Source organism: Desulfosoma caldarium (genome assembly GCF_003751385.1).
GTDB classification, from domain to species: domain Bacteria; phylum Desulfobacterota; class Syntrophobacteria; order Syntrophobacterales; family DSM-9756; genus Desulfosoma; species Desulfosoma caldarium.
The window spans coordinates 1-1024 of record NZ_RJVA01000008.1; the positions used below are offsets into that span (position 1 = coordinate 1).

1 protein-coding gene is annotated in these 1024 nt (G+C 65.5%); it reads left to right on the plus strand.

Annotated features, from left to right (window positions below):
* Positions 1 to 45: 45 nt before the first annotated feature.
* Positions 46 to 987: a hypothetical protein gene (locus EDC27_RS00670; protein WP_123288698.1), complete on the plus strand. Its 942-nt coding sequence runs from the start codon at positions 46 to 48 to the stop codon at positions 985 to 987.
* Positions 988 to 1024 lie beyond the last annotated feature (37 nt).

Genomic DNA, 1024 nt, shown 5'->3' on the forward strand with positions numbered 1-1024 from the left:
TGAGAACCGTGGGGATATCACAGACTCCGGCAAGGTGGAGCCCCCATGGAAAGGGAGAGTCGTTGGACGCTCAGCATCGACCTTGCTGTGGGGATCACCATGCTCCGACACGCAACCCTGTTTTATGCCCTGGTTTTGGCTTTCTGGCGGTTTCAAAGCCTTTCGGCCGCCAGCCACTTCATGGTGGTGCTTCAGGCGGTCCAGGAGCGCGCCAGGGCGCAACTCTTGGTAACGCATCCTGGCCGCTTCCGCGATAAGGGCGGCCGCGTGCGGCGGTGGCGACTGCCCTTCGGAGAGGCGTGTATTCGCCTTTGCAAGCTCCACGAAAAGGAGACAGGGCACGTGCTCTGGCCGCTAAAGTGGGTTCTGGATCTGCCTGAGAGGATCCGCTGGTGCGAAGCCACGCTCCTTCCCGGTTACCATCTGGCCGTGATCCAGTCCTTCCGTCAGAGCAGGAAGGCCCTCCAAGGCACGGTTCCCGACGCTGCGGCCCCCAGTGCGAGCACGCTGTACCGCCGGTTCCAGGACTTCCTCAGCCACCTCGACCCTCTCCCGGACCTCGGCGAGGGAGACTCCGCAGCCTCCTGGCCTTACCGGCCGGCCGACAGGACCAAGCTCAAGCTCCAGCACAAGGGTTTCGACGCCGGTATGGCCGGCATGCGCCTGGTGGTGGGAAGCCGCACGCCCTTCGGACCGCTGGAGGTGCTGGACTTCTCCATCGGCGAGTCGTGGGAGGACATCGGCCCCAAGGGTCGACAAGCGCTTCTCGCAAGCCAAAGTCCTGGTCTCCGAGGGCGAGGAGCACATCCCCCGGGCTTTGAGGGGGCCGGACACGCGGCATCAGCGTTGTCTGGTACACGCTCGCCAGGGCCTGGTCTTCGCCCTCTACCGGGACGGCTGCAAGAAGGCCCAGCGCCGGGCCATCGAGGAGGCCTTCCGCTGCATCCCCGGCCTGCAGGTGAGCCAGGCCGAGATGGCCAGGCTTGACCCCGACGACCACGCCGCGCTACAAGACCTCCTGGCC